Here is a 24912-nt window from a genome sequence, read left to right as displayed (position 1 = left end):
CTCACATCCGGAAGACGCCGAAGCGCGGTTCGGGCAGCGGGCTGCGGGAGACGACGTCGAGGGCGAGGCCCAGGAGATCGCGGGTCTGAGCCGGGTCGACGATCCCGTCGTCCCACAGGCGCGCCGTGGCGTAGTACGGCTCGCCCTGGCTCTCGTACTGTTCACGGATGGGCGCCTCGAAGCCGGCCCGCTCCGCCCCGTCCCAGGTCTCCCCGCGCGCGGCCATCTGATCGGCCTTGACCGTGGCGAGGACGGATGCCGCCTGCGCGCCGCCCATCACCGAGATGCGGCTCGCCGGCCACGACCACAGGAACCGCGGGGAGTAGGCGCGACCGCACATGGAGTAGTTGCCGGCGCCGAAGGAGCCTCCGATGATGACCGTGAGCTTCGGCACGCGGGTGCTGGCGACCGCGGTCACCATCTTGGCCCCGTCCTTCGCGATGCCTCCCGCCTCGGCATCCGATCCCACCATGAATCCGGTGATGTTCTGCAGGAACAGCAACGGGATGCCGCGCTGATCGCACAGCTCGATGAAGTGGGCGCCCTTGAGCGCCGACTCGCTGAACAGCACGCCGTTGTTGGCCACGATCCCGACGGGGTGCCCGTGCAGGCGCGCGAACGCGGTGACCAGGGTCGTGCCGTACTCCGCCTTGAACTCGCGCAGGCTGTCGCCGTCGACGAGGCGCGTGATGACCTCGCGCACGTCGTAGGCGGCGTTCACGTCGACCGGCACCACGTCGTACAGCGACGACTCCTCCTCGGGCGGGCGGGTCGCGAGCACCTCCCAGGCGGGTTCCGCCGGCGGCGGCAGCGTGGCGACGATGTCGCGGAGGATCTCGAGAGCGTGCTCGTCGTCCTCGGCGAGGTGGTCGACGACGCCGCTGCGTCGCGCGTGCAGGTCTCCGCCGCCGAGCTCCTCGGCCGTGACGACCTCGCCGATCGCCGCCTTGACCAGCGGGGGCCCGCCCAGGAAGATCGTGCCCTGACCGCGGACGATGACCGTCTCGTCGCTCATGGCCGGGACGTACGCGCCTCCGGCGGTGCACGAGCCGAGCACGGCGGCGAGCTGCGGGATGCGCTCGGCCGACATGCGCGCCTGGTTGAAGAAGATGCGGCCGAAGTGCTCGCGGTCGGGGAACACCTCGTCCTGCTTCGGCAGGAACGCTCCGCCGGAATCGACCAGGTACAGACACGGGAGCCGATTCTCGAGAGCGATCTCCTGGGCGCGCAGGTGCTTCTTCACCGTGAGCGGGAAGTACGTCCCGCCCTTGACCGTGGCGTCGTTGCAGACGACCATCACGTGACGGCCGTGGACGAGTCCGATGCCGGCGATGACGCCGGCTCCCGGTGCCTCTCCCCCGTAGAGTCCGTCGGCCGCGAGCGGTGCGACCTCGAGGAAGGGACTCTCCTCGTCGAGCAGTCGGGTCACACGATCGCGCGGGAGCAGCTTGCCGCGGGCGAGATGGCGCTCTCGCGAGGCCTCGGGTCCTCCGCGGGCCGCCGTCGCGAGGCGCTCGCGCAGCTGGGTGGCGAGCGACTGCTGGGTTGCCGGCATCGTGACGTCCTCCTCGACTCACGGTCGCGCGGCCCTGCTGGCGCGCTGCATGCGTTCTCGGTTAGTGTTCACTAACCCGTGCAATCAGGTTAGCGAGGATTAACTGAGATGACAAGCCCGGTCACCGCCCGCGACCGCGCCAAGGCCGAGCGCTCGGACGCCATCCTGCGCGCCGCGGCGCGACTCTTCGCCGAGCGCGGCTACACGGGCGTCAGCCTGGAGGACATCGGCGCGGCCGTCGGCGTGTCGGGACCTGCCGTCTACCGACACTTCGCCGGCAAGCAGGCGCTGCTCGGCGCGGTGCTGGTCAAGGTGAGCCAGGACCTCGTCGACGGGGGCGCGCGGGTCGCCGACACGACCGCCTCCCCCGACGAGCGCATGCGCGCCCTCATCCGCTTCCACGTGGACTTCGCCCTGGGCAACGCCGAGGTGATCCAGGTGCAGGACCGTGACGTCGCGCACCTGTCCGAGGGAGACCGGAGCGAGGTCCGGCGCCTGCAGCGGATCTACATCGAAGCGTGGATGGCCGCGCTGCATCGCGTGCACGACGAAACCGGAGACGCGTCGTCGAGCGACGACCGCGAGGAGCTCCGGCTCCGCGTCCAGGCGTGCTTCGGACTCATCAACTCCACGCCGCACAGCACGAGGACGGCCGCGCGTCGGCATGCCGCCACCGCGAGCGTCCTCGTCGCGATGGCGGATGCCGCCCTCCGCGCCCCTAGCTGAACAGCAGCGCGCGGCCCGGCTCCTCCAGGATGTCGGCGACGTCCTTGAGGAACCGCGCCCCCTCCGCTCCGTCGACGAGCCGATGATCGAACGACAGGCTCAGCGTCATCAGCTGGCGCAATGCGATCTCTCCCCCGTGCTCCCAGGGCTGCCGCCGCACGGCGCCGACCGCGAGGATGCCGGACTGCCCCGGCGGCAGGATCGGAGTGCCGGCCTCGACGCCGAACACCCCGATGTTGGAGATCGAGAACGTGCCGCCGGCGAGCTCCGCGGGCGAGGTGCGACCCGAGCGCGCCGTCTCGGCGAGCGACTTCACGGCGCTCGCGAGCTCGATGAGCCCGAGACGGTCGGCGTCGCGGATGTTCGGGACGATCAATCCGCGATCGGTCGCCGCGGCGATGCCGAGGTCGACGTAGTGGTACTGCACGATCTCGCCTGCGGCGTCGTCCCAGCGCGCGTTCAGCCCGGGTGCGCGCCCCAAGGCGAGGCACACGGCCTTCGCCACCACGGCGAGCGGGCCGATGCGGTGCTCACCGAGCGAGGGATCCGCGCGGAATCGCGCGAGCAGATCCATGGTCGCCGTCACGTCGACGGTGTGGAACACCGTGACGTGCGGCGCCGTGAACGCGCTCTGCACCATCGCCGCCGCCGTGTGCTTGCGGACGCCGCGGATGGGGATCCGGGTCTCGCGATGCGGGGAGGTGCTCCCCGCATCCGATGACGTCGTCGCAGCGACGGTCGGCGCCGGCGACAGCGCGGCGGTCGCCGGGATCACGCCGACCCGCTCGGCGTACGCGTCGACGTCGTTGCGGGTGATCAGCCGATCCCCCACCTCGGCGGCGACGAGCACCAGGTCGACGCCGAGCCGCTTGGCGTGCGCACGCACCGGCGGCGTGGAGCGGGGCCGTTCGATCACGCGGTCGGTGCTCGGCGACGGCATGGCGTCGTGCGGCGCCGCCTCGAGGACGGCCGTGTCGGCCGACACCGTGCGCGATCCGGTGCGTCGTGCGCGCCGAGCCGGGCGACCGGTCGCCGTGGGAGCGGCGCCGTAGCCGACGAGGTTCGGCTGCGTCGCATCCGCCGTGCCGGCCGAAGAAGCCTCGCCGTCGTCGCCGACCACGTCGAAGGCGATCAGCGGAGCGCCGACGGCGATGGTCTGCCCGGCTTCGGCATGCAGTGCCGAGACCGTGCCCTCATAAGGCGAGGGCAGCTCGACGACCGCTTTGGCGGTCTCGACCTCGGCCAGCGTCTGATTGAGCGCGACCGTGTCGCCCGGAGCGACCAGCCACTGCACGACCTCGGCCTCGGTCAGGCCCTCGCCGAGATCGGGAAGGCGGAACTCGGTGTTCATGCCTCGGCTCCCGTCAAGCTGTGGGGGCGGTCGAGCACGCGGTCGACCGCGTCGAGCAGCCGATCGAGGTCGGGCAGATGATACTTCTCCAGCTTCGCGGGCGGATAGGGCACGTCGTGTCCGGTCACCCGCAGCGGCGCGGACTCGAGGTACTCGAAGCAGTGCTCGGTGATGCTCGCGATGACCTCGGCGGCGACGCCGGCCTCGCGGGACGCCTCGTGCGCGACGACCACCCTGCCGGTCCTGCGCACCGATGCCGACACCGTGCCGTAGTCGACGGGCGACAGCGACCGCAGGTCGATGACCTCGAGGGAGACGCCCTCGTCCTCGGCCGCCTCGGCCGCCTGCAGCGCCGTCGACACCATGGCGCCGTAGGTGACGAGGGTGACGTCGCTCCCCGCCCGCACGACGCGCGCGAGGCCCATCGGCGGGGCATCGGCGAGGGGGGCCTCGAGATCGACCTCGCCCTTGTGGTGATAGAGCCGCTTCGGCTCGAAGAAGATCACCGGGTCATCCGAGGCGATCGCCTGGCGCAGACTCCGGTAGGCGTCGGCGGGGTCGGAGACGGCGACCACCCGCAGTCCGGCCGTGTGCACGAAGTACGCTTCCGGCGACTCGGAGTGGTGCTCGGCCGCTCCGATGCCGCCCGCCCAGGGGATGCGGATGGTGATCGGCATCCTCACCCTGCCTTGGGTGCGGTAGTGCAGCTTCGCGACCTGGGCCACGATCTGATCGAAGGCGGGGTACACGAACCCGTCGAACTGGATCTCGACCACCGGGCGGTAGCCGCGGAACGCGAGACCCACCGCCATTCCGACGATGCCCGACTCCGCCAGCGGCGTGTCGATGACGCGCTGGGCGCCGAACTCGTCGAGAAGTCCGTCGGTGATGCGGAAGACCCCGCCGAGGCGCCCGATGTCCTCCCCGAGCAGGACGACCCGGTCGTCATCGCGCATGGCCTGTCGCAGACCGGCTCCGAGGGCCCTGCCCAGCGTCATCTCGGTCATGGTCACGCCTCCTCCGCGAACCCGGAGAGGTACGCCGCGTACTCGTCGCGCTGACGCTCGAGGCCGGCATGGGGTTCGGCGTAGACGCCGTCGAACACGGCCAGGGGCGGCCGGGTCACCATGCCCAGGCAGGCTGCGCGCATCTCCTTCGCGACCGCGTCGGCCGCCGACCGGATCTCTGCGGCGTGGACATCGGTCAGTTCGCCGATGCCGCGCAGGTGGGATTCGAGACGCGCGATCGGGTCGCGTCGCCGCCACTCGTCGAGCTCGGCGTCGTCACGGTAGCGGGTCGGGTCGTCGGCCGTGGTGTGCGGGCCCATCCGGTAGGTCACCGCCTCGATGTAGGCGGGCCCCTTCCCCGCGCGGGCGTGCGCGAGGGCCCAGCGCATCGCCGCCATGCACGCGAGGACGTCGTTGCCGTCGACGCGCAGGCTCGGGATGCCGAAGCCCGGGGCGCGTCCGGCGATCGGGAACTGCGACTGCACCGCCACCGGTTCAGAGATCGCCCAGTGGTTGTTCTGGCACACGAAGACGACGGGCGCCTGGTACGACGCGGCGAAGATCATCGCCTCGTTGACGTCGCCCTGACTGGTCGCCCCGTCGCCGAAGTAGGTCACGGCGACCTCGTCGGCGCCGTCATGGCGGATGCCGAGCGCATAGCCGACGGCGTGCAGCGTCTGCGCACCGATGATGATCTGGAGCGGAGCCACGCGGAGCGCGGCCGGGTCGTGCCCGGCTCCCTCCTCACCGCGCCACATCCGCACGTAGTCGCCGGGCTCGGCCCCTCGGGCGTAGATGACGCCGGTCTCGCGATAGCTCGGGAACACGAAATCCTGCGGCGCGAGGGCACGGGCGGTTCCGATCTGCGTCGCCTCCTGGCCTTGGCACGGCGCCCAGAGACCCAGCTGTCCCTGACGCTGGAGCGCGACACCCTCGGCGTCGATGCGCCGCAGGACGACCATGTCGCGGTGCAGGTCGCGCAGCTGAGCCGGGTCGACGTCGGCGATGTACGGGTCGAGTCGCGCGTTCGGAACGCGCGAACCGTCGGGGGCGATCAGGCGCTCCGAGAGCTCCAGGTCCTGTGCGGTGTCCGCGATGGGGGTGATCTGCGGTGACATCGTCGTCCTCCCAGTCGTCAGCAGCCCTCGTGAGGCGCTGCGCTTCGTCGCCGGCGTCGTCACCGGCGTGCTCTGAGGCTACGACCGCTCAGCACCTCGCTCAAGCATTGGATGAGCTCTTGAGCATGTTGCGCAGATATCCGACCGATCCTGGTGATAAGGTTTGGCACTATGCCAGGACTGGACCGCATCGATCTCGAGCTGCTCGCCGCCCTCGCCGACGATCCGCGCACCACCGTCGTGGCCCTCGCCGAGAGTCTCAGGCTCTCGCGCAACACCATCCAGGCACGCATGGCCCGGCTCGAGCAGTCGGGCGTGTTCCTCTCATACGAGCGGTCGTTCTCCCCCGACGTGCTGGGCTTCCCGCTGCAGGCGTTCGTGAACATCGGCGTTCGTCAGCCCGATCTTCCCCGCATCATCGGCGAGCTCGCCCGCATCCCCGAGATCGTCCAGGCTCATGGACTGAGCGGCTCGATCGACCTGCTGGCGCGAGTCGCCTGCCGCGACGCCCGTCACCTCTTCGACACCGATGCGAGGATCCTCTCGATCGAGGGCGTCGAGCGCACCGAGACGTCGCTGGCGATGGGCGAGGTGATCCCGTTCCGAGTCGCCGGCCTCATGGGCTTGGCACGACGGGAATCCTGAGGAAGCGACGGATCGCACCGGCGGCCTCCGCGGGCGTCTCGTAGTGGATGAGGTGGCCCACGTGCGCGATCTCCACCAGGGTCGCGTCGGCGAAGAGTGCCGCCAGAGAGCGCTCGGCCTCGATGGGGGTGATGTCGTCGCGCTCGGCGGCCACGAGGAGGGTCGGCACGTCGATGTCCCTCGCGAACTCGCGCACGTCGTGCGACACGCTGGCCACGAACGCGTCCCGCAGCACGTCGCGGTCGGAGAAGCGGGAGAAGTAGGTGTCGTGCTGGTCGTGGATGAAGCGACGCAGCCCGGCATCCCTCGTCTTGGCCATGGCGATGCTCATCACGCGCACGATGAGGCGGTTGCGGAGCAGAGCGGTGCCGACCCGCTCGGGAAGGCGTGCCCCGAGGGCGTAGTAGAGCACCGCGAGCCGCGTCATGAGGCCCTTGGGGCCTTCGAGCGCCGGCGCTCCGATCGGATTGATGAGGATCAGCCGCGGCGTCGGGAGTCCGCCCGCGACCGCACCCGCGGTCACGATCGAGCCGAACGAGTGTCCGAGGATCACGGCGCCGGGAGCGACCGACGCCGCGAACTCTCGGAGCCAGGCGGCGTACTCGCCGAGATCGTGCGTGCGGTCGGGCAGCGGTGCCGATTCACCGAAACCGGGAAGATCGGGGGCGATCACCCGCGCCTCGGGGAGGAAGGCGAGCACGGGCTCGAGCCCGTGGTGCTCGCCGCGGAAGCCGTGGACGGCCACGATCGTCGTCGCGGCGTCTGCGGGACCGTACTCCCAGTAGGCGGTCGTGCCGCCGCGCACCGAGACCTCGTGCCGACGCACGGGCAGTCGACGCAGTCGTTCGGCATAGGGCGAGGGCACCGTCATGCTCCGAGTCTAGAAGCCGCCGGCCGCCGACTCGGAATGTCCGACCGCCGCTCTAGCGTGAGCGCATGCCCACCGGTTCCCCCCTCCCGCCCTGGCTCCGCCGTGTCGCCGTGTTCGATCTCGAGACGACCGGTGTCGACGTCGCCGCCGATCGCGTCGTGACGGCCCACGTCGGGGTGCTCGACGCGGAGGGCCGACAGATCGCCGCGCGGTCGTGGGTCGCCGATCCGGGAATCGAGATCCCGCCCGGTGCGACGGCGGTGCACGGGATCACCACCGAGTACGTGCGCACGCACGGCAGGCCGGCGCGGGAGGTGATCGGTGAGGTCACCGGCGCCCTGCGCTCACTCCTCGCGCAGGGCGTTCCCGTCGTCGCCTACAACGCGTCGTTCGACTTCTCCCTGCTCGCGCACGAGGCGGTGCGACACGGCGTCGAGGCGCTCGTCGACCCGTCGCCGGTGATCGACCCGTTCGTCATCGACAAGGCCTACGACCGCTACCGTCCGGGCCGCCGCACCCTCGAGGTCGTCGCCGAGCACTATGCCGTGCGCCTCGGCGACGCTCACCAGGCGGCGGCCGATGCGATCGCGGCAGGGCGGGTGGCGCAGGCTATGGCGCGGCAGTTCGCCCTGCCGCCGACCCTGATCGAGCTGCACACCCGCCAGATCGGCTGGGCGCGTGCCCAGGCGGCGAGCCTCACGGAGTACTTCGTCCGCATCGGGCGGCTCGACCCGGAACAGGTGGTCGACGGCACCTGGCCCGTGCGCGCGACGCCACCCGCGCCCGAGTGAGGTCGTCGGCGGTGCTACTGTCCACATAACGGCTCCCCCAATCGCCGTCGGAAGAGGATCGGCGATGCAGTTCACGTCAACGGACGTCGATGTCGTGGAGGCCACCTGGAAGCGCTTCGTGCCGTCGGCGTCGCTCCAGAGGGTCGATCCGCAGCGCTTCCGATTCGACTGGCGTTCCGCAGGTCTCGGCTCTGCGACGCTTGTGCGCTACGACCTCGCCGCGCAGATCCATTCCACCGCGGGATCCGAGGAACAGCTGCTCGTGTGCCGGGTCGACTCTCCGGTGGCGCGGGTCTGGTCGCACCGATCAGCGATCGATCCGCGAGCGCCCTGGTTGACCGACGGGGCGCCCGTGCAGGCGGCCTGGCACGGATCGGCGCAGGTCCGCGCGCTGGTGTTCGACCGGGACGCGGCGCAGGCGCGCGTCCGGCTGATGATCGGCGACGACACCGCGATTCTGCGATCGACGGGGACCGGCCCTGTGGGCGCGGCGGAGGCGTCCCGTTGGGAGCGGATGTTCCACTACCTCGATACGGCTGTGGGCGAAGTGGCCGGAGAGGGAGCAGAAGACGACCGGATGCTGTTGTCCGAGCTCGAACGCCACGCGCTGGTGATGACCCTCTCCACTTTCCCGACGACCCTGGCGCACGCACTCCGCCGTCCCGCGCAGCGCAGCGGCGCGCCGGTCACCGTGCGCCGAGCTCTGGCGTACATCGACGAGAACGCGCACCTGCCCATCACGGTGGACGACGTGGCGGCCGCCGCGTTCATCTCGACGCGCGGCCTGCAGTACGCGTTCCGCCGCGCGCTCGACATCACCCCGGCGCAGGCGCTTCGACGGGCGCGCCTCGACGGCGCGCGTCGAGAGATCGAGAACTCAGGGTCTGCACCCGTGGCCGCGGTCGCCCGCCGGTGGGGCTTCACGCACCCGTCGCGCTTCGTGGCCGCCTATCGGGCGGCGTACGGTGCTCCGCCGGCCGTGCGCACCGAGGATGCTCGCACCATGACAGCAGACGAAGAGTCTGTTCGTTACTGACGGCTCCATCCGCGTCTGCGCCACCGACCACGCTTCCGGCGGATAGAGTTCATCTATCCCCCCGGGCCGTGTGTCGGTCCTTCCTGTCTGCCGTACGAGGAGACCCATGAGCCGCGCGCGAGCCACCCCCCGAGACGTGCGTTGAGATGGGGAGCCTGTACTACGGCGACGCCGACGACCCGATCAACATCGATGACCGCGCGCTCGCCCACCTCAAGGTGGTGATCGCCACGAAGCTCCGCCGCAACGAGAGCTTCACGCTCTCGTGGCGGCATCCCGACGGCGAGGCGCCCGGACGCTCCACGCTCTGGTTGCACCCGTCGATCCCGCTGCGTTTCGTCTTCCAGGAGGACGAGACCCCGGAGCTGAGCAGGGCGTGGATCGAGACCCTCGCCCACTCCGCCAACTCCAGCGGCGGGATCACCCTGGTCGAGGAGCATCTCGAGGCCGTCGCGCCGGGGTGACGGCATCTCGTCGGACGATGACGGATGCCGTCGCACCGACGATCAGACCACGTCGTCGTTGGTCGAACTGACCGAGCGACGGGTGGTGCCGTCCCCGTTCGCCGGGTCCACGTACGTGTGCGACACGGTCTCGGTGCGCCGACGGCGCGCGAGAAGGATGATGCCGATGAGGAACACGATGACGCCGGCACCCATCAGGATGTAGCCGACCATGTCGAGATTGACCCACTCCACCTGGACGTTCACGGCGAAGACGAGGATTGCTCCGATGACGATCAGGACGATGCCTGTTCCGATGCTCATGATGCCTCCCGTTCTGCGGCGAGATGCCGCACCGATCCGAGGATGCCATGCATGCTCGGCCGGCGCGAGGGCTTGACAGGCGCAGCCCGCCTCGACTCCCCCTCGCGGGCGTGGTCGTAGGGCGGGCGGGACTTGAACCCGCGATCGTTGGGTTATGAGCCCACTGCCTTAACCAGCTTGGCCACCGCCCCGTACCCGATCCAGCCTAGCGGCCGCCTTCGTCACGCCGGAGTGGTGGTCGCGGGCACCCGGAGGGCGCGAGCGCGGCGTCAGGCGAGACTACCCTCACTTCCGCGGAATCACGCGGAAGTGAGCCCAGCCTCAGCTTGCTTGCGGAATGTCTGAGCGTGAGTAGCGTTGTCTTCACACGTACGAGATTTCCCATTCGGAGGAGCACAGGATGAGCAAGGCACAGACCGTTTCCACCATCGCCGTCGACCCGACCGTGGCTGCCGGGGCCGCTCAGTTCCTTTCCCCGGTGGTGCTCGGTCTGCAAGCCCTGACCATCAACGGAAAGCAGGCGCACTGGCACGTCCGCGGCGCGAACTTTGTCGGTGTGCACGAGCTCCTCGACACGATCGTGGCGCACGCGGGCGATTTCGCCGACACCGCAGCGGAGCGCATCGTCGCGCTGGGGCTCCCGATCGACGCCCGCGTGGGCGCCGTCGCCGCCAAGGCCGGAGCCACCGGAGTGCCGGCCGGCTTCACGCAGTCCGATGAGCTCATCCGCGCCGTGATCGCCGACATCGACGCGATCCTCGCCGACGTGAAGGCCGCGGTCGACGGTCTCGACGAGATCGATCTGACCAGCCAGGACGTCGCGATCGAGATCCAGCGCGGACTCGAGAAGGACCGCTGGTTCCTGGTGTCGCACATCGCGGCCTGACATCCGTCTCCGACGCGGGGCGGTCCTCTTCCCGAGGACCGCCCCGCGTCATGTCATGCCCAGGCGGTGTGGGTGACGCGGCCTCCGAGCAGGGTCGCGAGCACGGGCATCGCGCGCAGCACCCCCGGTTCGGCCGCCCTCGGGTCGACCGCGCACAGCACGATATCCGCCGGCTCGCCCGGGCGGATCGAAGAGCGCACGCTCGCCTCGAGAGCCTGATCGAGGGTCAGCCGCTCTTCCGGGTGCCACGGCGCGCGGTCGTCATCGGTGCGGAGCACGGCGGCCGCGATCGCCTGCCACGGGTCGAGCTCCGCCACGGGTGCATCCGAGCCGAACCGCAGCACTGCGCCCGCGTCGCGCAGTGAGGCGAGGGGATAGCCGATCGCCGTCTGACCGGCCCAGTGGCTGGCGATGAGATCGCGATCGTCGAGGGCGTGCTGCGGCTGCACGCTCGCGACGACCCCCAGGCGCGCGAATCGAGCCAGGTCGGCATGCCTCACCAACTGCGCGTGTTCGAGCGTGCCCGTCGCCGCAGAGACGGTGAAGGCGTCCAGCGCCGACGTGACGGCACGGTCGCCGATCGCATGAACCGCCGCGGCCAGCCCGGCGCCCGTCGCCCTGGTCAGCAGCTCGACGAGTTCGTCCGGTGGCACCGTCAAGACGCCGAAGTTCTCCGCGTCGCCCGGGTAGGCGTGCGAACACGCGGCGGTCCTCGTCCCGAGGGAGCCGTCGGTGATGGTCTTCAGCGGGCCGACGCGGATGAGCCCGCGACCGGCCGTCGGCGCGGCCTCGTCCTCCCACAGCTCTCCGGTGCGGAGCCCGGCGTCGACGGCACGGTCGAGGTCGAACGGATACACCGCGAACTCCACGCGGTGCGCCTCGAATCCATCGCGGACGCGACGGGGCCAGGCGTCGGCGTTCCACGCCATGTCGAAGTCGACCAGGCCGGTGACCCCTCGCGCCGCCGCGCGTTCGCCGGCGTCTCGCACCGCCCGATCGCCGTGGATCGGATCGGCGGCGTTGAGTCGCCGCGAGATCTCGAATGCGTCCTCCTCGCGCAGCATCCCGTCGACGCTGCGGTAGCCCTCCCGTCGCAGAGCCGACGAGTTCAGCCAGACGCTGTGCACGTCGGCGTTGATGAGGTAGGTCGGCACGACCCCGGTCGCCGCATCCAGGAGGGCGAGAGAGGGAACGTCCGGCCAGAGGGCGTCGCGGAAGCCGTCACCGACCCGCCGTCCGTCCGGGAGAGGCGACGCGGCACCCATGAGCCGAGCGGCCTCGGCCGCCGAGCCGGCGTCGCGGAGCGGAAGTCGCTGCGCCGTGAGCGCCCACTGGACCGTATGGACGTGATTGTCCCAGAGGCCGGGCACCGCCCAGGCTCCGTCGGCATCGAGGACCTCGCCGCGGGGCGGCAGCGCGCCGGTGGGGGCGATGTCGGCGATGCGCCCATCGGCCAGATGCACGTCGACCGGCTCGTCGTCTGCGAGGAACTCGCTTCCCGGACCGACGAGCCGCACCGCTCGGACGGTGCCGACGACGCTGCCGCGAGCGATCACCGTCCCGTCCCCGAGCGGGCGTCGCGCGCGCGGCGCATCTCCGCCGCCAGGGCCGGGTTGGTGTACGGTCCCCGCTCATCGAGGGCGGCGATCACGGCGTCGACGACCTCCGCGGGCTTGTTCTGGCTGAGCTTGCGCTTGCCGACCACGCGCGTCGGCGTCAGCCGGAATCCCACGGTCCCCGACGCGAGGCGCTGCACGTACTCGGGATCGTTCGGTCGCTCCCACATGAGCCGCGGGTCGGGCATCCGTCCTTCGAAGCGCTCCACCAGGCGATCGAGCACTTCGAGGTTCTCCTCCGCACTCAGGATCTCGGGCACGCCCGACAGGTGCACCGCGACGTAGTTCCAGGTCGGCACGGCCGGTGCATCGCCGTACCAGCCGGGCGACACGTAGCCGTGAGGCCCTTGGAACACGACGAGCAGCTCTCGCTCCCCCATGCCGTGGATCAGATCGTCCGGACGTCCGACGTGCCCCACGACGGTGAGATCGTCGCGCGCCTCGTCGAGGAGGACGACGTAGTGCGACGCGACGAGCCCGTCCGCTCCCGAGCTGACGATGGTGGCCCACGGATTCGCCTCCACGACGCGCCGGATCTCGGCCACGTCGGCCAGCGTGAAGCTCGGATTCTGTCGCATGCAGCCAGCCTACGACCGTCGCCGGACCGCGTCGGTCAGCGCGTCCGGCGGACGACCGGCACGCTCTGCGTCTTCCATTCCTCCCAGCCCGGCGAGCCCGCCATGAAGGCGTCGATCTGCTGCTGATCGGCGCGCAGCTTCGGATCGTGCCGCAGGTACTGCCGCGTCTCCCGGGCGACGAGTCCCGAGAGGATGAGCAGTCCGATGAGGTTGGGAAGCGCCATCAGTCCGTTCATGGCATCGGAGAACGCCCACACGACGCCGAGCTGCACGGTGCAGCCGATGAACACGACCAGCGAGAACACGATGCGGAAGGGCATCACCGCGCGCCGCCCGAACAGTCGCTCGACGTTGCGTTCGCCGTAGTACGACCAGCCCAGGATCGTCGACCCCGCGAACATGACCAGTCCGAGCGTGACGATGATGTGCCCCCAGTCGCCCGGAAGACCGTGGGAGAACGCCGCTCCGGTCATGAGCGCAGGGCTCAGCTGCTCCCCGGTCTCGGGATCGATCTCCTTCCACGTCCCGGTGGCGATGATCACGAGCCCGGTGCAGCTCACGACGATGATCGTGTCGATGAACGTCTGGGTCATCGACACCAGTCCCTGGCGGACGGGATGACTGGTCTTCGCCGCCGCCGCCGCGATGGCCGCCGACCCCATGCCCGACTCGTTGGAGAAGATCCCTCGCGCGACGCCGAACTGCACGGCGATGATGATCGCCGAACCGGCGAAGCCGCCGACGGCGCTGGTGCCGGTGAACGCTTCGGAGAAGATCTGCGCGAACGCGCCCGGCAGTGCCCCGACGTTCGCGATGAGGATGTAGAGCGCGCCGAGCACGTAGAAGATGATCATGATCGGCACGAGGCCGGCGGTCACCCGTCCGATGGACTTGATGCCCCCGACGAGGACGACCATCGCGAAGACGGTCAGGACGATGCCCGTCACCCAGGTCGGGACGGCGAAGCTGGCCTCGAGGTTCTGGGCGATCGAGTTGCCCTGCGTCATGTTGCCGATCCCGAAGCAGGCGAGGACGGCGAAGACGGCGAACGACAGCGCGAGCACCTTGCCGAACGGTCCGCGGATGCCGCGTTCCAGGTAGTACTGCGGTCCTCCGGACTTCTCGCCGGCGGCGTCGGTCGTGCGGAAGCGCACGCCCAGGAACGATTCCGAGTACTTGGAGGCCATGCCGAGGAGCCCGGTCACCCACATCCAGAACAGGGCGCCCGGACCGCCGATGCCGATCGCGGTGGCCACGCCGACGATGTTCCCGGTTCCGACGGTCGCGGCCAGGGCGGTGGTGAGGGCCTGGAACTGCGAGATGTCGCCGTCGGCCGCTCCGGGGTCCTTTCGGGTCACCAGCCCCAGACGCAGCGCCGGTCCGAGCCGGAGGAACTGCAGCCCGCCGAGACGGATGGTGAGGTACAACCCCGTTCCCAGCAGCAGCGGAATGAGGAAGAACGGACCCCAGATGAAGCCGCTGATGGTCTCGAGGACGGTCTGAACGGTGGAGAGGTCCATCGGTGCTCCTGCCTGACGCGCGGTCGATGCGTCGCGGTCAGCCTATTCACGGGAACCACCGCAGACCGAGGCACCGCCTCCGCGTGTCCGCGGACCCGCCGGTCACGCCTGGCAGCGCGGGCACCAGTAGAGCTTGCGGGCGCCGATCTCCTCCAGGGCGATCTCGGTGCCGCAGACACGGCACGGCAGTCCGGCCCGGTGATAGACCCAGTGCCGGTCATCCCGGCTGGCCATCGCCGCGCGGTACTCCTCCGGCGAGAGATCGTCCATCGTCATCATCTGGCCGGTCTCGACGCCGATCGCCAGCAACCGCACCCAGTCGTGCCACAGGGCGCGCACGGTCTCCTCGGGCACATCGCGCCCCGGCGTGTGCGGATTCAGCCGCTGGCGGTACAGCATCTCCGCCCGGTACACGTTGCCGATCCCGCTCACCACAGACTGGTCCATCAGCAGCAGCGCGATGACGGTCTGCGTCTTGCGGACGGCGCGGACGAACCGCTCCTCGTTCTCGATCGGATCGCCCACGAGCGGGTCCGGCCCCAGCTTGGCGATGGTGGCGAGCACCTCCTCGGGCGTCTGGAGCACGCACGCCGTGGGGCCGCGCAGGTCGGCCGCCGTGATGTCGGTCATCAGCCGCAGGCGCACCTGCCCGACGATCGGCGGCGGCCACTCCTCCCCCTCCTCGGCGAGCCCCTTGGTCTGCTCCGACATGCGCACGTGCACCCGGGCGCGGCGGGGTGCGCCGATCGACGAGAGCGAGTTCTCCCCGGCATCGTCGAGGATCGGCTCGTCGAGCAGGGTCCCGCGCTGATTGGTCTGCCCCATGCGGCCATTGGCCGAGGCGATCGTCGGGTCGAGGAGGATCTCACCCGCGAAGTCCCAGGCGCCGTAGAGACCGAGGTGCACGCGCAGCCACACGTCGCCCTCCGTCTCGAGGAACATCTGCTTGCCGACGGCCTGCGCCCGCAGCGCCTCCCGGCCGTCGAGCACCGCGGCGCCCTCGGCGAAGCGTCCCTGCGGGCTCGAGGCGTGGAGGATCTTGCCGACGAAGTTGCGATCGAACTGCCGCGCGATCCGATGGACGGAGTGCCCCTCCGGCATCTCAGGCCCGCGGATCCGGGAGGAGGGAGCCGTCGCGCTCGAAGTCGGCGATCTGCGCGATGCGGCGCACGTGGCGCTCCTCGCCCGAGAACGGCGTCTCGATGAATCGGTCGATGAGTGTCGTGACCTCGTCGTAGGTGTGCTGCCGCGCACCGATGGAGATGACATTGGCGTCGTTGTGCTGTCGCGCGAGCTCGGCGGTGGCGAGGTTCCAGACCAGCGCCGCCCGAATGCCGTGCACCTTGTTCGCCGCCATCTGCTCGCCGTTGCCGGAGCCTCCGAACACGATCCCGAGCGCGTCGACGCCGGCGGTCCGATCGGCGATCACGCCCTGTGCGGCGCGGATGCAGAAGGCCGGGTAGTCGTCCACCGGATCATACGAGACCGGGCCGTGATCGATGACCTCGTGGCCGGCGGCGCGCAGGTGCTCCTGCAGCTTCGTCGAGAAGTCCAGACCGGCATGATCGGTGGCGATGTGGATGCGCATGGCATCCATCCTAGAAGCGGATGTCGCCGCGCGACGTCAGGGTGCGACGCCGGCGGCCGCGGGCTTGAACCCGGCCCGGACGTTCTCGCAGCACCCGGGGCGGCACACGTCGAAACCACCGGGCAGTGACGTGACGTGCCGGCGCTCCGCGCGCGGGCGTCCTTCGAGCCGCTCCTCGATGAGATCGACGATGCCGGAGAGGAACGCCGGTGCGACGCCCGGGGTCGGCGTGCGGGTGAACAGCAGCCCGGCGGACTCGGCCGCCTCCGCGGCCTCGGTGTCGAGGTCCCAGAGCACCTCCATGTGATCGCTCATGAAACCGACCGGCACGACGACGACGGCACGACGCCCGCGCTCGCGGAGTTCGCCGATCACGTCGCAGACATCCGGCTCGAGCCACGGCTGCGATGCGGGACCGGAGCGCGACTGGTAGACGAGTTCCCATGCCACGTCGGTGGCCGCGGGGATCGCGGCGCGCACGCGGTCCATGACCCAGGCGGCGACGGCCAGATGCTGCGCGGCGTAGGCTCCCCCCTCGCCCCAGTCGATGTCGCGGGCCCCCGAGCGCTCGGCGTCGGCGGTCGGGATGCTGTGCGTGGAGAACAGGATCTGGATCTCGCCGGCCTCGACGCCCTCGGCGAGGAACCCGGCGACCGCGTCGTGCACTCCCCGCTCGAACGCCTCCACGAACCCGGGGTGATCGTAGAACGGGCGGATCTTGTCGATCGTCACCGTCTCGCCGAGACCGGTGTCGTGCAACACCCGGGCGAAGTCCTCCCGGTACTGCCGACAGCTCGAGAACGAGCTGTAGGCGCTGGTGGCGAACGCGAGCAGCGTGTTGTGACCGTGAGCCGACGCCTCGGCCACCGCGTCTTCGAGGTAGGGCGCCCAGTTGCGGTTGCCCCAATAGACGGGCAGGTCGATGCCGCGCCGGGCGAGCTCCGCCTCGAGCGCCGCCTTCAGCGCCCGATTCTGACCGTTGATCGGGCTCACTCCGCCGAAGTGCCGGTAGTGATGCGCGACCTCTTCGAGGCGTTCATCGGGGATGCCGCGCCCGCGCGTCACGTTCCGGAGGAACGGGATCACGTCGTCCTGCCCCTCGGGACCTCCGAACCCGGCGAGGAGGATGCCGTCGTAGGCGACCGGTCCCGTCGCGTACGGAGCCCCGGTCGCGGCGACGGGTGAGGCGAAGGGAACGGTGGTCGTTTCGGGCGAAGTCACCTCTTCATCCTTTCATCTCCGTGGAGCGAGGGCGGCCGCTGCACTGGCGTAGGCTGTCATGGTTGCCGTCGGCGCTGACTGCGCCGGTTCCGGTCGCATCCCCTCACCCCTGGGAGTAGAGCTTTGCCTGGAGAGAACCTCACCCGCATCGAGGCGCAGGAGCGCCGCGACGTCGTCGACACCCGGTCGTACGAGATCGCCCTCGACCTGACCAAGGGCGCCGAGGTCTTCGGCTCCCGCAGCGTCGTGCGCTTCCGCGCGACGCCGGAGAGCTTCACCTTCATCGACCTGATCGCCCGCGAGGTGCGCGAGATCTCGCTGAACGGCGAGCAGCTCGACCCCGACGAGGTCTTCGCCGACTCGCGGATCGCCCTGACCGGGCTCCAGGAGGAGAACGTCCTGGTCGTCGACGCCGACTGCCTGTACACGAACACCGGCGAGGGACTGCACCGTTTCGTCGACCCCGTCGACGGGGAGGTCTACCTCTACTCGCAGTTCGAGGTCCCCGACTCCCGGCGCGTCTTCGCCGTGTTCGAGCAGCCCGACCTGAAGGCGACGTTCCAGTTCACCGTCACCGCTCCGTCGTCGTGGAAGGTCGTCTCGAACTCGCCGACCCCCGAGCCCATCGTGCACGACGAGTCGACGGGCTCCGGCGGCGAGCGGATCGCGACCTGGGGCTTCGAGCCCACCCCGCGCATCTCCTCGTACATCACCGCCCTGATCGCGGGACCCTACGAGTCGACGTTCTCCGAGCTGACCAGCGCGTCGGGTCGCGTCATCCCGCTGGGCGTCTACGGCCGCAAGAGCCTGTGGCAGCACCTCGACGCCGACTACATCTTCGAGAAGACCCGCGAGGGGTTCGCCTACTACGAGTCGAAGTTCGGAGTGCCCTACCCCTTCGCGAAGTACGACCAGCTCTTCGTGCCCGAGTTCAACGCGGGCGCCATGGAGAACGCCGGCGCCGTGACCTTCACCGAGACCTACGTGTTCCGCAGCAAGGTGACCGATGCGGTGAAGGAGCGTCGCGTGGTCACCATCCTGCACGAGCTGGCGCACATGTGGTTCGGCGACCTCGTGACGATGAAGTGGTGGAACGACCTGTGGCTCAACGAGTCGTTCGCCGAATGGGCGTCGACGATCGCGACGGCCGAGGCCACCGAGTGGACCGAGGCCTGGACGACCTTCAACGCCATGGAGAAGACCTGGGCGTACCGCCAGGACCAGCTCCCCTCCACCCACCCGATCGTCGCCGAGATCAACGACCTGGAAGACGTGCAGGTCAACTTCGACGGGATCACGTACGCGAAGGGCGGCTCGGTCCTCAAGCAGCTCGCCGCGTGGGTGGGCATCGACGCGTTCTTCGCCGGCGTCTCGCGGTACTTCCAGAAGCACGCCTGGGGCAACACGGAGCTGAGCGACCTGCTCGTCGAGCTGGAGGCCACCAGCGGCCGCGATCTGAGCACGTGGTCGCGGAAATGGCTGGAGACGGCGGGTGTCAACACGCTCGAGCCCGTCATCGCCGAGAGCGGCGACGGCATGATCTCCCGTTTCGCCGTCACGCAGACCGCTCCGGCCGACTACTCGACCATCCGTCCGCACCGGCTCGGCATCGGCTTCTACACGCTGACCGACGGCTCGCTCGTGCGCACGCACCACGTCGAGGTCGACGTCGACGGCGACCGCACCGAGGTGCCCGAGCTCCAGGGCCTGAAGCGCCCCGATCTCGTGCTCCTCAACGACAACGACCTGGCCTACGCCAAGATCCGACTCGACGAGAAGTCGCTCGCCACGGCGATCGCCCACCTCGCCGACATCGACGACCCGCTGGCGCGGTCTCTGGTCTGGGGCGCGGCCTGGGATCAGACGCGCGACGCCGAGACGCCGGCATCCGCCTACATCGACCTGGTCCTGGGCAACATCGGTCGGGAGACGGAGTCGACCACGGTCCGGACGACGCTCGCCCAGCTGCGCACGGCGGCGACGCTCTACGTCGCACCGGCCGAGCGCGAGAAGGCCCGGCTCACGGTCGCCGACCGGCTCTGGGCGCTGGCCGAGGCGGCCGAGCCGGGCAGCGACAGCCAGCTGCAGTTCGTCACCGCCTTCGCCACCTCCCTGGTGACGGCCGAGCACGCCGGCATCGTCGGTCGCCTGCGATCGGGCGAAGACACCCTGCCCGGTCTCGACATCGACGCCGACCTGAGCTGGCAGCTGCTCGTCGGTCTCGCCACCATCGGCGCGACGGATGCCGCCACCATCGACGCCGCCCTCGCCGCGGACAACACCGCCAAGGGCGCCGAGTTCGCGGCTCAGGCCCGCGCGGCGCTCCCCGACGCCGCGTCGAAGCGCGCCGCCTGGGCTTCGCTCGTCGACCGCGACGACGCCCCGAACACGATCGTCCGGTCGGCCGCGCTCGGCTTCGTGCATCCTGCGGGCACGGCCGTGCTCGGTGAGTTCGTGCCGAAGTACTTCGACATGCTGCTGCCGGTCTGGGAGTCGCGCACGTATCAGATCGCCCAGTACCTGATCGTCGGGCTCTTCCCCACGGCGCTCGCCGACGTCGCGCTGCGGGATGCGACCCGCGGCTGGCTCGCGGCGAACCCGGATGCCGCTCCGGCGCTGCGCCGGCTCGTTCTCGAGAACCTCGCCGACGTCGAGCGTGCGCTGGCCGCGCAGGCGCGCGACGACGAGGACTGAAGCGTCGACGGGCCCGGCAGACAGCGCGCCGCCGGCCCGTCGAGGTGACGGACGCCGCCCGGGCGTCCAGCCTGCACCGAGCGCCGATCGCTAAGATCTGGTGGTGATGATGGTCCCGTTCGAAGTCACTCCCGACCCGCTGCCCATTGCCCTCCCCGCCTGGTGGACCGACATGCTCGTCATCCTCGGCAAGGTGGGCATGAAGGCGCTCGCCGTCGCCCTGATCATCATCAGCTGCGTCGTCATCGCACTCATCCTGCGCGTCGTCATCCGCCATGTCGTGCATCGGATCGTGGACAGCGCGAAGAGCAAGGCCGACGTCGACGACACCCAGGCCCTCGAGCGGTCGCCCCTCGCCGACATGCGTCTCGTGCAGCGCACGCGCACCCTCGGGACGATCCTGCAGAACATCGTCAACGTGATGCTGGTGGTCATCGCGATCGTGCTGATCGTGAACGCCCTGGATTCCAGCCTGCTGGGCTCGTTGACGCTGCTGACCGCCGCGGTCGGCGCCGGCCTGGGCTTCGGCGCTCAGAACATCGTCAAAGACGTGCTCAACGGCATGTTCATCGTCGCGGAAGACCAGATCGGCATCGGCGACGTGGTCGATCTCGGACTCGCCAGCGGCGTGGTCGAGTACGTCAGCGTGCGCATCACGCAGGTGCGCGATGTGAACGGCACCCTTTGGTACGTGCGCAACGGCGAGGTGACCCGCATCGGGAACATGTCGCAGGGCTGGGCCCGGGCGATCATCGACCTCGGAGTGCCGGCCGACGCCGATCTGGAGCAGGTCGAGCACGTCATGCTGGAGACCGCGCAGGGCCTCGCGAAGGATCCCAAGTGGCGCACCCGCATCGTGGAGAAGCCCGAGCTGTGGGGACTCGAGTCGATCGGCGGCGATGCTCTCGTCGTCCGGATCGTCGTCAAAGCGCGGGCGAACGCGAAGGACGACGTCGCGCAGGAGCTGCGTCGACGTCTTCGCGCCGCTCTCGCCGAGAAGGAGATCGCCGTGCCCAGCATGGTCGAGGTCGTCCCGACCGGTCTCGACGGGGCCCGCCGCGTGCGAGGAGCCAATCCACCGCGCACGCGCCCGAACGCGGTGACCGGCGTGCCCGTCGTCCCCGATCGGGGCATCTGGCGGCGCAAGAAGCGGACTGATGAGGGGAGCTCCCCGAGATGACGTTCTACGACGAGGTCGGCGGCCGCGAGACATTCTCGCGCATCGTGTCGGTCTTCTACCGAGAGGTCGCGCTCGACCCGGTTCTGAAGCCGATGTACCCCGAGGAGGATCTGGGGCCGGCCGAGCAGAGGCTCCTGCTGTTCCTCGAGCAGTACTGGGGAGGCCCGACCACCTACGGCGAGACGCGCGGTCACCCGCGGCTCCGCATGCGCCATATGCCGTTCCGCGTCGATGCCGATGCCCGTGATCGTTGGCTCCGCCACATGCGGACGGCCGTGGACGAGGCGGAGTTGTCGCCCCTCCACGAATCGACGCTCTGGGACTACCTGGAGCGCGCCGCCCATGCCATGGTGAACTCCATGGAGCCGTCCGGGATCGGAGTCGTCCCCGGCGGTCGCCCGACGCTCGAGACCCGGTCACGGCAGGAATCAACGGAGAACCCATGACGAAGACACCCCTGTCCGCAGACGTCCTGGTGATCGGATGGGGGTTGGCCGGCCTCGTTGCGGCCTCCGAGGCCCTCGCCGCCGGCCGGCGCGTCATCCTGGTCGATCAGGAGCCGCGCACCAATCTCGGCGGTCAGGCGTGGTGGTCGTTCGGCGGACTGTTCTTCGTCGATTCCCCCGAGCAACGCCGACTCGGCATCCGCGACTCGCTCGAGCTGGCGACGCAGGACTGGTTCGGCAATGCCGGATTCGATCGCCAAGACGACGCGTGGCCCCGGCGTTGGGCGGAGGCGTACCTGCAGTTCGCCGCCGGCGAGAAGCGGGCGTGGCTGCGCGAGCGGGGCGTCGGCTTCTTCCCGGTCGTCGGGTGGGCCGAGCGGGGCGGGTACGGCGCGATCGGCCCGGGGAACTCCGTGCCTCGCTTCCACATCACCTGGGGAACGGGACCGGGCATCGTCGCACCCTTCGCCGCGGCCGTCGAGCAGGGCGAGCGCGAAGGCCGCCTCACCGTCCTCGCCCGTCACCGCGTCGCGGAGCTCGTCGTCGGCGACGGCGGGGTCATCGGCGCTCGCGGCGCGATCCTCGCGACCAGCGCCGCGCGGCGGGGCGAGCGATCGACGCGCGACGTGGTCGGGGAGTTCGAGATCCGTGCCGGCGCGACGATCGTCTCGTCCGGCGGCATCGGCGGCAACCACGATCTCGTGCGAGCCGCCTGGCCGTCGCGCCTGGGCACGCCGCCGGAGCACATGCTCAGCGGTGTGCCGGCCTACGTCGACGGCTCGATGCTGGCGGTGAGCGAGGCCGCCGGCGCCCGGGTCATCAACCGCGATCGGATGTGGCACTATGTCGAAGGCATCACCAACTGGGATCCGGTATGGCCGGCGCACGGCATCCGCATCCTCCCGGGGCCGTCGTCGCTGTGGCTGGACGCGACGGGACGGCGACTGCCCGTCCCGCTCTTCCCGGGCTTCGACACGCTGGGCACGCTCGCGCATCTCCGATCGACAGGTCACGATCATTCGTGGTTCGTCACCTCGCGCCAGATCGTCGAGAAGGAGTTCGCCCTCTCCGGAAGCGAGCAGAACCCCGATCTCACCGGCAAGGACGTGGCGCTGCTGCTGCGGTCGCGCCTCGCGAAGGGACCGACGGGGCCCGTGCAATCGTTCCTCGACGAGGGCGCCGACTTCATCGTGGAGTCCGATCTGGAGTCACTGCTCGAGCAGATGCAGCGGCACCCGGGCGGAGATCTCCTCGACATCGACAACGTCCGCCGCGAGGTGGTGGCCCGTGACCGCGAGATCGACAACGACTTCACGAAGGATGCGCAGATCGGGATGCTGCGGTCGATGCGCAGCTACCGCGGCGACAAGCTGATCCGGACCGCGGTGCCGCACCGCCTGCAGGATCCCGTCGCCGGACCGCTGATCGCCGTGAAGCTGCACGTTCTGACGCGCAAGTCCCTCGGCGGGCTGCACACCGATCTCGACGGGCGTGCGCTGGATGCGGCGGGCGAGCCGATCCCCGGTCTCTTCGCCGCCGGAGAGGCCAGCGGCTTCGGCGGGGGTGGCGTGCACGGCTCTCGTGCGCTCGAGGGAACGTTCCTCGGCGGCTGCCTGTTCTCGGGACGACAGGCGGGGCGCGCAGCGGCGCGCTGAGGCGCGATGCCGACGGAGGCTCCGGCCAGGCGTCAGCCGTCCGCGCCGGTGCCGCGGACCGCCGTCAGGCCGGTGGCCACCGGTCCGCGCGACAGCACGTGCCCCCGGCGGAAGGCCACCCTCGTCCATCGCCCCGACTGCAGCACGGGAACGATCTCCTCGCCGGAGATGAAGCCCAGCGCGTCGGCGGCGAAGGCGATCCCGCGCGGCAAGCCGCCCAGGTCGGCGTCCGACTCGCCCCAGATCGCGGCACGGAGGGCGCGCACCGCCTCCTCGCCCGATCCGGGGCCGGCCCCGCGGGCGACGGCGGAGATGCCCCATTGCGCGCGCTGGGCGATGGTGGACGCGCTGAGGGACGATGCCGCGACCCACTCCCCCCGCGGTGGGGCGATCCCCGCCCAGGCGGGTGAGAGGCCGGTCTCCGGGAGGGCGAGACGTACGGGGTCGTCGGTCGGGTCGAGGCGGTCGACCACGATGTCGCATTCGAGCTCGGGGTCGGCGTGCACGATGCGCATGGCGAGGACGGTCGGCGTGCTGTCGAAGAGACCGTGCGGGGCGAGGACGGCCGTCGTGAGGGCCAGGACGCCGCCGGACGCCTGGAGCCTCACGCCGTCCTCCGTGACGCGGGTCGCGCGTCCGACGAAGGTCGAGACGTCTTGCGCACTGTGGGCGTCGGCGAGGACGAGGTGATGCGGCACGCGCTCTAAACTACCAACGGACCGAGCCCGCGGTCGCGGAGAGGAATGCATGAGCCCCGAAGATCACGCCGTCCGCACTGTCGCCCGCCTGCTCGCCGTGCTCGATCTCGATTCCACGCAGGCCCGCACCACGGAAGACATCTTCACCGGTGCTTCGCACCCCATGCCCACCGGCCGCATCTACGGCGGACAGGTGCTGGCGCAGAGCCTTGTCGCGGCGGAGCGGACGCTGCCCGAGGACCGCGCCGTCCACTCGATCCACGGCTACTTCCTCCGCCCCGGGGATGCGAGTCAGGGGCTGACGATCGCGGTGGACCGCATCCACGACGGCCGATCGTTCTCGACACGGCGCTCGCAGGCGTATCAGAACGGCGTGCCGATCTTCTCGATGATCGCCTCGGCCCAGGACGACGGCCCGGGCGTGGAGCACGCCGAATCGATGCCCGACGGCGTGCCCGCGCCGGAGGACCTCGCGCCCGACGAGCAGCGCGTCGACGGTCTTCCCGAGGGAACGGCTCGGATGCTGAGCGAGCGAGCGGCCGACATCCGTCACGTCGCCTCGCCGCTCTACCTCCCCGGAGAGGGCGCGCACGTTGCACACCAGGCGGTGTGGATGCGGATGCGCGCGCCGCTTCCCGATGATCCGGGACTGCACCGGGCGGTTCTCGCGTATCTCAGCGACATGACGATCCAGGAGTCGATTCTGCGCGCGCACGGCGCCTACTGGTCCCTGCCCGGGCTCAAGGTCGCGAGCCTCGATCACGCGATGTGGTGGCATCGGCCGGCGCGCGTCGACGAATGGCTGCTGTACGTGCAGGAGTCGCCGAACGCGCGCGGCGGTCGCGGCCTCGCGACCGGGCGCATCTACACGCGCGACGGTGTTCTCGCCGCCAGCGTCGCGCAGGAGATCATGATCCGGGTGCCCGCGAACGACGGCTGAGCGGCCGACGGCCCCTGCTGACG

At 70.2% G+C, this 24912-nt stretch carries 24 protein-coding genes and 1 tRNA gene; 11 read left to right on the top strand and 14 right to left on the bottom strand.

Annotation, left to right across the window (positions count from 1 at the left end; all coding sequences use genetic code 11):
- Position 1: 1 nt before the first annotated feature.
- Entirely contained in the window at positions 2-1555 is a 1554-nt protein-coding gene (locus tag AB3M90_RS05430) for a carboxyl transferase domain-containing protein (protein ID WP_412950454.1), read from the bottom strand.
- A gap of 108 nt (positions 1556-1663) precedes the next feature.
- On the opposite strand from AB3M90_RS05430, the gene AB3M90_RS05425 reads away from it, so the two are divergent.
- On the top strand, positions 1664-2281 hold the full coding sequence (locus tag AB3M90_RS05425) for a TetR/AcrR family transcriptional regulator (protein WP_412950453.1): 618 nt from the start codon (positions 1664-1666) through the stop codon (positions 2279-2281).
- Here AB3M90_RS05425 and AB3M90_RS05420 read toward each other — a convergent pair.
- The 3 genes from AB3M90_RS05420 to pdhA are packed head-to-tail and all read right to left on the bottom strand — an operon-like array spanning position 2274 to position 5757.
- On the bottom strand, positions 2274-3632 hold the full coding sequence (locus AB3M90_RS05420; RefSeq protein WP_412950452.1) for a dihydrolipoamide acetyltransferase family protein: 1359 nt from the start codon (positions 3630-3632) through the stop codon (positions 2274-2276). The two genes, AB3M90_RS05425 and AB3M90_RS05420, sit on opposite strands and share 8 nt — an antisense overlap.
- Positions 3629-4639: an alpha-ketoacid dehydrogenase subunit beta gene (locus AB3M90_RS05415; protein WP_412950449.1), complete on the bottom strand. Its 1011-nt coding sequence runs from the start codon at positions 4637-4639 to the stop codon at positions 3629-3631. The genes AB3M90_RS05420 and AB3M90_RS05415 overlap by 4 nt, the downstream gene beginning before the upstream one ends.
- A 2-nt stretch (positions 4640-4641) precedes the next feature.
- Positions 4642-5757 carry a pyruvate dehydrogenase (acetyl-transferring) E1 component subunit alpha gene (gene pdhA, locus AB3M90_RS05410; RefSeq protein WP_412950448.1) on the bottom strand — a complete coding sequence of 372 codons (1116 nt, stop codon included), beginning with the start codon at positions 5755-5757 and terminating at the stop codon, positions 4642-4644.
- 171 nt (positions 5758-5928) lie between these two features.
- On the opposite strand from pdhA, the gene AB3M90_RS05405 reads away from it, so the two are divergent.
- Positions 5929-6402, top strand: coding sequence for an Lrp/AsnC family transcriptional regulator (locus tag AB3M90_RS05405; RefSeq protein ID WP_412950445.1), 474 nt, complete (start codon positions 5929-5931; stop codon positions 6400-6402).
- On the opposite strand, the gene AB3M90_RS05400 is transcribed toward AB3M90_RS05405, so the two are convergent.
- Positions 6374-7273: an alpha/beta fold hydrolase gene (locus AB3M90_RS05400; RefSeq protein WP_412950443.1), complete on the bottom strand. Its 900-nt coding sequence runs from the start codon at positions 7271-7273 to the stop codon at positions 6374-6376. The genes AB3M90_RS05405 and AB3M90_RS05400 overlap by 29 nt on opposite strands.
- A gap of 65 nt (positions 7274-7338) precedes the next feature.
- Here AB3M90_RS05400 and AB3M90_RS05395 point away from each other — a divergent pair, with 65 nt between their 5' ends.
- The 3 genes from AB3M90_RS05395 to AB3M90_RS05385 all read left to right on the top strand — a co-directional run bounded on the left by AB3M90_RS05395 (position 7339) and on the right by AB3M90_RS05385 (position 9564).
- A complete protein-coding gene (locus AB3M90_RS05395; protein ID WP_412950440.1) occupies positions 7339-8064 on the top strand; it encodes an exonuclease domain-containing protein in 726 nt (241 codons plus the stop codon).
- Positions 8065-8128: 64 nt separating this feature from the next.
- A complete protein-coding gene (locus tag AB3M90_RS05390; protein WP_412950438.1) occupies positions 8129-9100 on the top strand; it encodes a helix-turn-helix domain-containing protein in 972 nt (323 codons plus the stop codon).
- 146 nt (positions 9101-9246) lie between these two features.
- Entirely contained in the window at positions 9247-9564 is a 318-nt protein-coding gene (locus AB3M90_RS05385; RefSeq protein ID WP_412950436.1) for a DUF7882 family protein, read from the top strand.
- A gap of 42 nt (positions 9565-9606) precedes the next feature.
- On the opposite strand, the gene AB3M90_RS05380 is transcribed toward AB3M90_RS05385, so the two are convergent.
- On the bottom strand, positions 9607-9867 hold the full coding sequence (locus AB3M90_RS05380) for a DUF6458 family protein (protein ID WP_412950434.1): 261 nt from the start codon (positions 9865-9867) through the stop codon (positions 9607-9609).
- A gap of 117 nt (positions 9868-9984) precedes the next feature.
- Positions 9985-10058 (bottom strand) — tRNA-Ile (locus AB3M90_RS05375).
- Between the two features lie 209 nt (positions 10059-10267).
- On the opposite strand from AB3M90_RS05375, the gene AB3M90_RS05370 reads away from it, so the two are divergent.
- Positions 10268-10753: a Dps family protein gene (locus AB3M90_RS05370; RefSeq protein WP_412950433.1), complete on the top strand. Its 486-nt coding sequence runs from the start codon at positions 10268-10270 to the stop codon at positions 10751-10753.
- Positions 10754-10806: 53 nt separating this feature from the next.
- Here AB3M90_RS05370 and AB3M90_RS05365 read toward each other — a convergent pair whose 3' ends face one another.
- The 6 genes from AB3M90_RS05365 to AB3M90_RS05340 all read right to left on the bottom strand — a co-directional run bounded on the left by AB3M90_RS05365 (position 10807) and on the right by AB3M90_RS05340 (position 17276).
- The gene (locus AB3M90_RS05365) at positions 10807-12309 is read right to left on the bottom strand and encodes an amidohydrolase (protein ID WP_412950432.1); all 1503 of its coding nucleotides are present in this window, start codon (positions 12307-12309) and stop codon (positions 10807-10809) included.
- Positions 12306-12947 carry an FMN-binding negative transcriptional regulator gene (locus AB3M90_RS05360; protein ID WP_412950429.1) on the bottom strand — a complete coding sequence of 214 codons (642 nt, stop codon included), beginning with the start codon at positions 12945-12947 and terminating at the stop codon, positions 12306-12308. Before AB3M90_RS05360 ends, AB3M90_RS05365 begins: the two co-directional genes overlap by 4 nt.
- Before the next feature lie 35 nt (positions 12948-12982).
- Positions 12983-14467 carry an alanine/glycine:cation symporter family protein gene (locus AB3M90_RS05355; protein ID WP_412950428.1) on the bottom strand — a complete coding sequence of 495 codons (1485 nt, stop codon included), beginning with the start codon at positions 14465-14467 and terminating at the stop codon, positions 12983-12985.
- 102 nt (positions 14468-14569) lie between these two features.
- Positions 14570-15568 (bottom strand): Fpg/Nei family DNA glycosylase, encoded by a 999-nt coding sequence (locus tag AB3M90_RS05350; RefSeq protein ID WP_412950426.1) that lies wholly within the window; start codon positions 15566-15568, stop codon positions 14570-14572.
- A gap of 1 nt (position 15569) precedes the next feature.
- On the bottom strand, positions 15570-16055 hold the full coding sequence (locus tag AB3M90_RS05345) for a ribose-5-phosphate isomerase (protein WP_412950425.1): 486 nt from the start codon (positions 16053-16055) through the stop codon (positions 15570-15572).
- Positions 16056-16091: 36 nt separating this feature from the next.
- The gene (locus AB3M90_RS05340) at positions 16092-17276 is read right to left on the bottom strand and encodes a ferrochelatase (protein WP_412950423.1); all 1185 of its coding nucleotides are present in this window, start codon (positions 17274-17276) and stop codon (positions 16092-16094) included.
- Between the two features lie 123 nt (positions 17277-17399).
- On the opposite strand from AB3M90_RS05340, the gene pepN reads away from it, so the two are divergent.
- The 4 genes from pepN (at position 17400) to AB3M90_RS05320 (ending at position 23251) form a co-directional block, all read left to right on the top strand.
- Positions 17400-19970, top strand: coding sequence for an aminopeptidase N (pepN, locus tag AB3M90_RS05335; protein ID WP_412950421.1), 2571 nt, complete (start codon positions 17400-17402; stop codon positions 19968-19970).
- A 106-nt stretch (positions 19971-20076) separates the two neighbouring features.
- Positions 20077-21150 (top strand): mechanosensitive ion channel family protein, encoded by a 1074-nt coding sequence (locus tag AB3M90_RS05330; RefSeq protein WP_412951223.1) that lies wholly within the window; start codon positions 20077-20079, stop codon positions 21148-21150.
- Positions 21147-21596 (top strand): globin, encoded by a 450-nt coding sequence (locus tag AB3M90_RS05325; protein ID WP_412950420.1) that lies wholly within the window; start codon positions 21147-21149, stop codon positions 21594-21596. The genes AB3M90_RS05330 and AB3M90_RS05325 overlap by 4 nt, the downstream gene beginning before the upstream one ends.
- A complete protein-coding gene (locus AB3M90_RS05320; protein ID WP_412950419.1) occupies positions 21593-23251 on the top strand; it encodes an FAD-binding dehydrogenase in 1659 nt (552 codons plus the stop codon). The genes AB3M90_RS05325 and AB3M90_RS05320 overlap by 4 nt, the downstream gene beginning before the upstream one ends.
- 32 nt (positions 23252-23283) lie before the next feature.
- Here the strand turns inward: AB3M90_RS05320 and AB3M90_RS05315 are convergent, their stop codons facing one another.
- Positions 23284-23949, bottom strand: a complete 666-nt coding sequence (locus tag AB3M90_RS05315) for a DUF8185 domain-containing protein (RefSeq protein WP_412950418.1) — start codon at positions 23947-23949, stop codon at positions 23284-23286.
- Positions 23950-23998: 49 nt separating this feature from the next.
- Here AB3M90_RS05315 and AB3M90_RS05310 point away from each other — a divergent pair, with 49 nt between their 5' ends.
- Positions 23999-24889, top strand: coding sequence for an acyl-CoA thioesterase (locus tag AB3M90_RS05310; protein WP_412950417.1), 891 nt, complete (start codon positions 23999-24001; stop codon positions 24887-24889).
- Positions 24890-24912 lie beyond the last annotated feature (23 nt).

The organism is Microbacterium martis (genome assembly GCF_047246685.1).
Lineage (GTDB): Bacteria > Actinomycetota > Actinomycetes > Actinomycetales > Microbacteriaceae > Microbacterium.
This window is presented reverse-complemented; position numbering and strand designations above follow the sequence as displayed.